The sequence below is a fragment of the Piscicoccus intestinalis NBRC 104926 genome (genome assembly GCF_001515525.1).
Lineage (GTDB): Bacteria > Actinomycetota > Actinomycetes > Actinomycetales > Dermatophilaceae > Kineosphaera > Kineosphaera intestinalis.
Genome location: NZ_BCNQ01000184.1, coordinates 1 through 8,067, shown reverse-complemented (window position 1 = coordinate 8,067; position 8,067 = coordinate 1). Strand labels below are relative to the sequence as shown.

Genomic DNA, 8,067 nt, shown 5'->3' with positions numbered 1-8,067 from the left:
GCCCGGGCGCTGACGCCCTATGGCACGATCGTCGCGGGGCTGCTGTCCGCGAGCGCGCTGGTGACACTCCCGGCGCTGGCGCCGGCGGAACCCGTGCTCGCCTCCCCGGCGCTGTGGCTGGCGATCGCCTGCCTGGTCGCGGCCACCGCGTTGCCGTTCGCCCCGGGCCTGCGGGGCGCCGTCGCCCGGGGAGCCGCGCGCACGTGGCGGGCGGTCGGGCTCCCGACCGCGGGGTTCCTGCTGCTCGGCGTGCTCATGGCCGCGACCGGCATGAGCACCGCCCTCGCCCAGGCCGCCACCGGCCTCGGCGGCGCCTACCTCGCGCTCGCCCCGTGGGTCGGCGGCGTGGGCGGGTTCGTCACCGGCTCCAACGCGGGGGCCAACTCGATGTTCGCCGCCGCGCAGGGGCAAGCCGCCCACGCCCTGGGCGTCTCGACGCTGCACCTCGTCGCCGTGCAGAACTGCGCCGCCGCCGCGCTGACGATGGCCTCGCCCTCGCGGGTCGAGATGGCCCTCGGCCTGTGCCCGCCCGACCGGATGCCGCAGCGACGCCAGGTCATGGCCACGGTGCTGGCCGTCAACGCCGTCATGTTGCTCGGCCTCTCGGCCCTCGCGCTGCTCACCCTCTGACGCGCCGCCCGACCGCTGAAGCGCGGGCCGACCAATGACGCGCCGCGACCCGGCGACGCACGCCCCACTCCGCCGACGCGCCGCCCGCTGGACTGGTCTCACCTGCCGGGTGAGCCGACTCACTGGACGAGACGGGACCGTCCGGCTCGAACGAGACCAGGCCCGCGGAGCCGGTTCCGTCGAAGCCGCCCGGTCCGGCCCGATGGCACAGGCTCACGTGCGAAAAATGGGAGGCGGGCGACGACGGAGGGCGGCCCACCAGCCGACCCCAGCCCCTCAGCTGATGGCCCGCTGCAGCTCGATGACGGCGAGGGCGATGAACGCGAGGGCGCACAGCGCCATGAGCACGTTGGACAGCCCCCCGTTGCGCCACTGCCGCGGGACGCGGTCGGTGTTGAGGATCCACAGCAGGGTCAGGGCGAGGAACGGCATGAAGAACGCGCCGAGCACGCCGTACGCGAGGATGAGCAGCACCGGGCGGCCGAGGAACATCATGACCATCGGCGGGAACGTCAGCCACAGGATGTACGCCTTGTACCACTTGCCGCCCGAGCGGGTGTCGGGATGGTCGGGGCCGAGGTTCTTGAGGTGGCCGACGAGGTCGGCGAACATCATCGACACGCCGTTCCACACGCCGACGAGCGAACTCATCGCGGCGGCCCAGAAGCCGACGAGGAAGAGCTTGCCGGCCCACACCCCGTAGCGCTCCTCCAGCACCCCGGACAGGTCGAGCAGCCCCTTGTCGCCGGTCTGCACCGCGATGCCCGCGCTGTACAGCAGCTCGGCGCCGACGATGAGCGTGGCGAGCACGAAGATGCCGGTGACGATGTAGGCGACGGCGTTGTCCAGCCGCATGACGCGCATGTGCCGCGGGGAATCCCACCCCTTCTCACGGATCCAGTAGCCGTACGCGGCGAGGGTGATCGTGCCGCCGACGCCGCCCGCCACCGACAGCACGTTGACGAGCGCACCCTGCGGCACCATCGGCACGAGTCCGGTCAGCAGCTGCGGGATGTTGGGGATCGTCAGCACCGCGGCGCCGACCATCGTGAGGAACATGACGCCGACGAGCGCCGCGCAGATCTTCTCGAAGAACGCGTAGTGGCCGAACCACACGAGCGCCAGGCCGATGAGCCCCGACAGGATGCCCCACCAGGTCACCGACAGGAACGGGAACAGCGAGTGCAGCGGCAGCCCCGTGCCCGCCATGGCCGCCGCCCCGTAGACGAAGCCCCAGACGACGATGTACGGCAGGAAGTACACGTGGGTCCACGCCCCGAGCGTCGACCAGCCCTCGTAGATCGTCTTGCCTGTGGCCAGTGAGTACCGCCCGGCGCCCTCGACGAGCACGACCTTCATGACGCAGCCGAGGATGACGCACCACAACAGCGCGTACCCGTACCGCTGGCCGGCGATGAGCGTCGCGACGAGGTCCGCGGCGCCGACGCCGGTGGCGGCCACGATGAGCCCCGGCCCGATGAGTTTCCATTTCGGACCCCGAACGGTGTCCTGCACGTCGTGGCTCATCGGAGGTCTCCTTCAGCGCTGAGTGGATGCGCATACCTTGCCACTCGAGGCGGGGATGTGGGCCCGTGAGGCGCGCGTCCGACGCCGCGCCGCATTTTCCGGCTCCCGCGCGGGGACTCCGCGGCGACGCGACGCATGCACGTGCAACGCTGGGATCGATCAACCGAAATGACTAGAGGTGGCGGTCGCATACTGGAGCGATGGGTTGACTACGGCGCGGGCAGGTTGGCGGTCTACGACCACGGTGGTGAGGGCACCCCGGTGCTCTTCGTCCACTCTCTCGGCCCCTGTGCGATGACGTGGAACTACGTCGTGCCCCACCTCGGAGCCGGTGTGCACGCCTACGCCCTCGACCTGCCGGGCCACGGGCACAGCACCGTCGACCCCACGGACGCCTCCGACGGCTGGCGCGCGGTGGAGGCCGTGGCGCGCGGGCTCGACCTCGACCGCCCCCTTCTCGTCGCCCACCATCTCGCCGAGCACATGGCCACGGTCGCCGTCCGCGACAACCCCGACCTGTTCCGCGGCCTCGTCGTGCTCGGCGGCGAGTTCCTCCTCGACACCGAGAAGTCCCGGGAAGACATCGCGCTCGCGCTCGACCCCGGGATGGGGGAGGCGCTGCGCACCCGGTTCCGGCTCGGGTACACCGGCACCGACCCCGACTCCGCCCGCGAGCTCGTCGACGCGCTCGTCAACGACTCCGACAACGACTGGCTGCTCGGCGAGATGCGCCGCGGGCTGCGCGCGGAGGTCGAGCACTCGGTGCACATCGAGCCTGACGGCTCCTGGCTGCACAAGCCCACGCTGGAGTCGGTGCTGGCCTACTTCCGCCTGCCCGAGGACAGCCCGCTCCTGCCGAGCCCGCCGTTCTACGAGGGGCTGAGCGTGCCGCTGCGCATGGTGCACCTGCGCGACGGCTACGAGTCGGTCTCCCCGCAGGAGGCCGCGATCGTGGCCGGCCACCCGATGCTGCACCTGGCCTACCTCGACTCCACCGCCTGGCCGCAGTACGACAAGCCCCAGGAGACAGCCGAACTCATCCTCGCGGTGCTCGAAGACCCCGACCGCGACGACCTGCCGACCACGCCCGAGCAGGCGGCCGCCCTCGCGCGGGAGTAGCCGCCCTCGCACGTGACCGCCGTCGCGCGGGAGCAACCCGTCAGCCTCCGAGGGTGGCGACGAGCACGGCCTTGATCGTGTGCATGCGGTTCTCGGCCTGGTCGAACACGATCGAGGCCTCCGACTCGAAGACGTCGTCGGTCACCTCGACGCCCTCGAGCCCGTGCGAGCCGTAGATCTCCTCGCCGATGGCCGTGTGCCGGTCGTGGTAGGCGGGCAGGCAGTGCATGAACTTCACGTCGGGGTTGCCGGTGCGCTCCAGCAGCGCGGCGTCGACGCGATACGGCCGCAGCAGCTCGATCCGCTCGTTCCACACCGACTTCGGCTCGCCCATCGAGACCCACACGTCGGTGTAGACGAAGTCGGCCCCGGCCACGCCGCTCGCCACGTCGTCGGTCACGGTGACGCGCGCGCCGGTGCGCGCCGACAGCTCCTTGGCCGCCGCCACCGTCTCCGCCGTGTTCTGCAGCGGGCCCGGCGCGACCATGCGCACGTCCATGCCGGTCAGCGCGCCCATGAGCAGCAGCGAGTTGCCGACGTTGTTGCGCGCGTCGCCGACGTACGCGAACGTGATCTCGCGGTCGGGCTTGTCGCAGTGTTCGCGCATCGTCAGGGCGTCGCACAGCGACTGCGTGGGGTGCCAGTCGTCGGTGAGCCCGTTCCACACCGGCACCCCGGCGTACTGGGCGAGCAGCTCGACGTGCAGGTGTGCGCTGCCGCGAAACTCGATGCCGTCGTACATGCGCCCGAGCACCCGCGCGGTGTCGGCGATCGACTCCTTGTGCCCCAGCTGGGAGCCGGTGGGGTCGAGGTACGTGCAGTTCGCCCCCTGGTCGTAGGCGGCCACCTCGAACGCGCACCGCGTGCGGGTCGAGGTCTTCTCGAAGATCAGCGCGATGTTCTTGCCGCGCAGCCGCGGCTGCTCGGTGCCGGCCCGCTTGGCGGCCTTCAACGCGGCCGACAGCTCCAGCAGGTAGCGCCACTGCTGCGGGGTGAAGTCGGGCTCCTTGAGGAAGGAACGGTGCCGCAGGTTGAACCCCATCGTGCTCAGATGTCCTCTCGTTCGACCGGGCAGCTCATGCACCGGGGGCCGCCGCGGCCCCGCCCCAGCTCGCTGCCCGGAATCGTGACCACCTCGACGCCTTCGCTGCGCAGGTAGGCGTTGGTGGCGATGTTGCGTTCGTAACCGAGCACGACGCCGGGGCGCACGGCGAGCACGTTGCACCCGTCGTCCCATTGCTCCCGCTCGGCGGCGCCGAGATCCTGCGGCGTGGTCAGCACACGGATCTCATCGACACCCAGGGCCGCCCCGATGACCCGATGCATCTGGTCAGGTTCGTGGGTCTGCACCGCGAAGCCGGCCGGATTGTCGGCCGGGGTGAGGGTGTAGCTGGGCAGCATGCCCAGGCCCGCGTACTTCGTGAACGTCGTCTCGTCGACCATCGACATCACGGTGTCGAGGTGCATCATCGCCCGGCTGTTCGGCAGCTGCAGGCCGACGACCCGGCTCGCGGCGCCCTTGGCGAACAGCTGTTGGGCGAGGCGCTCGACGGCCTGCGCGGTGGTGCGCTCGCTCATGCCCACCAGCACCGCGCCGTGACCGAGCACGTGCACGTCACCGCCCTCCATCGTCGCCAGCCCGACGCCCAGGCCGCCGCCCCAGCGCTCGAACGGCTCCGTGGGCGCGGCGAACGCCGGGTGCCAGCGGTAGATCGCCTCGGAGTTCACCGACTCCCGGGTGCGCGCGAGCATCCGCATCGAGTTGACCGACACCCCGCCGTACACCCAGCACGAGGTGTCGCGCGTGAACAGGTGGTTCGGCAGCGGGCTGAGCACGAACTCGGCCGCGTCGGCGGTGTGCAGCACGAGGGAGTCGGGGGTGCGGGGGAGCCGCTGCAGCGCCTCGGCCTTCGTCAGCCCGTCGATGAGCGCGTCGGCGAGGTCGCGCGCGTCCATCGCATCGAGCACCTGCAGCAGCGGACCGATCATCGCCGGGCCGAGGATCTCGTCGTCGAGCAGCTCGGCGAACACGAACTGCCGGGCCTGCGGCACCGTGAGCGTCTCGCGCAGCAGGTCGCGCAGATAGAGCACCTCGACGCCGAGATCGCGCAGGGCCTGGGCGAATCGGTCGTGCTCGTCCTGGGCCCGACTCACCCACGGCAGGTCGTCGAAGAGCAGCTCGGCCATGTTCGAGGGGGTGAGCCGGGCCAGTTCCTGCCCGGGCCGGTGCAGGATGACGCGGCGCAGCGGGCCGACCTCGGAGCCGACGTACGCTCGCTGACCTGGTGTTGCCATGACCGACTCCTTCGGGGCGATCCGATGCCTGGGGCCCGTACCTGCGCATCCGACGGATCGGCCGCAGGAGGTGGTCGGGCTGTGGCTCACGCTACTGGCCGCCACCGACAAGACGGGGACGCCCTCGGAGCCGGTGCGCCCGCCCACGCTCGCGATGATCCCGTCTCGAAGGGTGAGCTTCTTAGCGCGGCAACGAATCTCACACCTGGGGCGATGCCCGGGCGATGGCGATTTGCCCGGTTGTGGGTGCGGTCGCGGACGCGGATCTGTGATTGGTTGCCTGCGCACACCCCGTCACCGCACCCGGGAGGAACCTGTGGCACACGACACCCTGCACCCGTCCCGCGCACGCGGCGCGCGCCCGGGCCGCACCGCCGGCGCGTGGATCGACGGCGTGCTGCGCGACGTGCGTTCCGGCACCCGCGAACCGTTCGCCGTGTCGGTGCGGGGCGACCTCGTCATGGTCGGGTCGGTGCCGGCGGGGGAGGCGGGCGCGCCCGGCGAGCAGCCCGGCACCGTGGGTCTCCTGCCGCCGCGGGCGGTGCCCGGCTGCCTGTGCCTGGACCTGCAGGGCGACGAGGGCCGCACGTGCGTGATGCTCAGCGACGGACCGGCCTTCCTCGGCGAGTTCACGCTCGGGCCCGACGACCGCGAGGACCTCGTCTCGCTCGTCATCGCCGCCGTGGAGGGCCGTGCGCGCATCGAGTACTCGGTCTTCCCGGCGCCGGCCGCGCGGGTCGACCCGGATCCCGACGAGGCCGCGCCCGACGAGGTCACGTTCGACGAGGCCACGTTGGACGAGGCCGCGCCCGACGGGACCGCGCTCCACGGGACCGCGTTCGACGAGGCCGCGCCCGAGCGCAGGCGGCGCTTCCCGCGCACCGAGCGCGTCGTCGGCGTGCACTGGGAGGACGCCCGCAGCGGGGTGTCGTTGTTTCCGCTGTCCGTCGAACTCGCCCGCCCGCCGTGGCTGCTCGCATGGGGTTCGGCCCGGGTGCAGCGCCGCCTGCGGCCGTATCGCTCGGCCTGAGCCCGGCTCCGCGGACCTGGCGAGCGACCGACTCCCCGGACTCAGGCGTTCAGCCGGCGTTCGGCCCGCATTCGGCCGGCCCTGCCCGCTGAGCCGCGCGGCGGTGCCCACGGATTGGGACCGAAGGGTCGCATGGTGGACCGCCGGCCAGGGCCTTCCAGGCCGCGGACAAAGATGTGTGGCATGAAGGCGCTCCTCCTGGAGAACATCCATCACCTGGCCGAAACCGTGTTCAACACCTCGGGCATCGAGGTCGAGATGCGCGCCGGGGCCCTCGGCGAAGACGAGCTCATCGAGGCCCTACAGGGCGTCGACCTGCTCGGCATCCGCTCCACGACGCAGGTCACCCCCCGCGTCATCGAGGAGTCCGCGCACCTGACCGCCATCGGGTGCTTCTGCATCGGCACCAACCAGGTCGCCCTCGACGCGGCGGTCCGCAAGGGCATCCCGGTGTTCAACGCGCCGTTCTCCAACACCCGGTCCGTCGTCGAACTCGTCATCTCCGAGATCATCGTCATGGCCCGCCGGCTCACCGAACGCGACCGGGAGTTGCACGCCGGCATCTGGAACAAGAGCGCCTCGGGCTCCCATGAGATCCGTGGCCGCAAGCTCGGCATCGTCGGGTACGGCAACATCGGCTCGCAGCTGTCCGTGGTCGCCGAGATGCTCGGCATGGAGGTCTACTTCTACGACACCGACGACAAGCTGGCGCTCGGCAACGCCAAGCGGTGCGCCTCGCTGGAGGAACTGCTCGACGTCGCCGAGTGCGTCACGCTGCACGTCGACGGCCGCCCCGGCAACGCCGGACTGTTCGGCGCGCGCGAGTTCGGCCGCATGCGCGACCGCGGGCTGTTCCTCAACCTCTCCCGCGGCTTCCTCGTCGACTACGACGCCCTCGCCGCGAGCCTGCGCTCTGGCCACCTGGCGGGTGCCGCGGTCGACGTCTTCCCCGACGAACCCAAGGGCCGCACCGGCGATTTCGTCTCGCCGCTGCAGAACCTGCCGAATGTCGTGCTCACCCCGCACGTCGGCGGGTCGACGATGGAGGCGCAGGAGGACATCGGCCGATTCGTCGCCGCCAAGCTGCGCGACTACGTCAAGCTCGGCACGACGACCCTCAGCGTCAACTCCCCGGAGATCACCCTCGCGCAGTCGCCCGGCGACCACCGGCTCACGTACTTCCACGTCAACACCCCCGGTGTGCTCGCGAAGGTCAACAACATCCTCGCCGAGCACGGCGCCAACATCGCCAGCCAGCTGCTCGGCACCCGCGGGCAGATCGGGTACGTCGTCACCGACGCCTCCCTGGAGTACGCCGACGAGGTCGTGCAGGCCGTCTCCGCGATGCCCGAGTCGATCCGGCTCCGGCTCATCAAGTAGCGCGTCGAGCCTGAGCCGGCGCACCGCGTTGGCGGCGCTCCGCGTTGGCGGCGGCGCGCCGCGGTGGCGGCGGCGCTCCGCGGTGG

The 8,067-nt window shown here is 71.4% G+C and carries 7 protein-coding genes; 4 read left to right on the top strand and 3 right to left on the bottom strand.

Features of this window, described 5'->3' with window-relative positions:
- On the top strand, positions 1–630 hold a 630-nt coding region (locus PINTE_RS19275; protein WP_174524032.1), incomplete at its 5' end, for an L-lactate permease.
- A 276-nt stretch (positions 631–906) separates the two neighbouring features.
- On the opposite strand, the gene PINTE_RS19270 is transcribed toward PINTE_RS19275, so the two are convergent.
- Positions 907–2,157 carry an Nramp family divalent metal transporter gene (locus tag PINTE_RS19270; protein ID WP_068433950.1) on the bottom strand — a complete coding sequence of 417 codons (1,251 nt, stop codon included), beginning with the start codon at positions 2,155–2,157 and terminating at the stop codon, positions 907–909.
- A 135-nt stretch (positions 2,158–2,292) separates the two neighbouring features.
- Here PINTE_RS19270 and PINTE_RS19265 point away from each other — a divergent pair, with 135 nt between their 5' ends.
- Positions 2,293–3,276 carry an alpha/beta fold hydrolase gene (locus PINTE_RS19265; RefSeq protein WP_084343826.1) on the top strand — a complete coding sequence of 328 codons (984 nt, stop codon included), beginning with the start codon at positions 2,293–2,295 and terminating at the stop codon, positions 3,274–3,276.
- 40 nt (positions 3,277–3,316) lie between these two features.
- On the opposite strand, the gene argF is transcribed toward PINTE_RS19265, so the two are convergent.
- Both argF and PINTE_RS19255 read right to left on the bottom strand, forming a co-directional pair.
- Positions 3,317–4,318 (bottom strand): ornithine carbamoyltransferase, encoded by a 1,002-nt coding sequence (gene argF / locus PINTE_RS19260; protein WP_068433946.1) that lies wholly within the window; start codon positions 4,316–4,318, stop codon positions 3,317–3,319.
- Positions 4,319–4,323: 5 nt separating this feature from the next.
- On the bottom strand, positions 4,324–5,571 hold the full coding sequence (locus tag PINTE_RS19255) for an arginine deiminase (protein WP_068433944.1): 1,248 nt from the start codon (positions 5,569–5,571) through the stop codon (positions 4,324–4,326).
- A gap of 316 nt (positions 5,572–5,887) precedes the next feature.
- Here PINTE_RS19255 and PINTE_RS19250 point away from each other — a divergent pair, with 316 nt between their 5' ends.
- Positions 5,888–6,601, top strand: coding sequence for a hypothetical protein (locus tag PINTE_RS19250; RefSeq protein ID WP_068433942.1), 714 nt, complete (start codon positions 5,888–5,890; stop codon positions 6,599–6,601).
- Between the two features lie 183 nt (positions 6,602–6,784).
- A complete protein-coding gene (gene serA, locus PINTE_RS19245) occupies positions 6,785–7,981 on the top strand; it encodes a phosphoglycerate dehydrogenase (RefSeq protein WP_373280179.1) in 1,197 nt (398 codons plus the stop codon).
- The last annotated feature ends 86 nt before the right edge of the window (positions 7,982–8,067 follow it).

What these genes read in the sequence shown, in the direction of transcription:
- PINTE_RS19270 (WP_068433950.1), bottom strand. Translation starts at nt 2,157, where the DNA reads ATGAGCCACGACGTGCAGGACACCGTTCGGGGTCCGAAATGGAAACTC.
- PINTE_RS19265 (WP_084343826.1), top strand. Translation starts at nt 2,293, where the DNA reads ATGCACGTGCAACGCTGGGATCGATCAACCGAAATGACTAGAGGTGGC.
- argF (WP_068433946.1), bottom strand. Translation starts at nt 4,318, where the DNA reads ATGGGGTTCAACCTGCGGCACCGTTCCTTCCTCAAGGAGCCCGACTTC.
- PINTE_RS19255 (WP_068433944.1), bottom strand. Translation starts at nt 5,571, where the DNA reads ATGGCAACACCAGGTCAGCGAGCGTACGTCGGCTCCGAGGTCGGCCCG.
- serA (WP_373280179.1), top strand. Translation starts at nt 6,785, where the DNA reads ATGAAGGCGCTCCTCCTGGAGAACATCCATCACCTGGCCGAAACCGTG.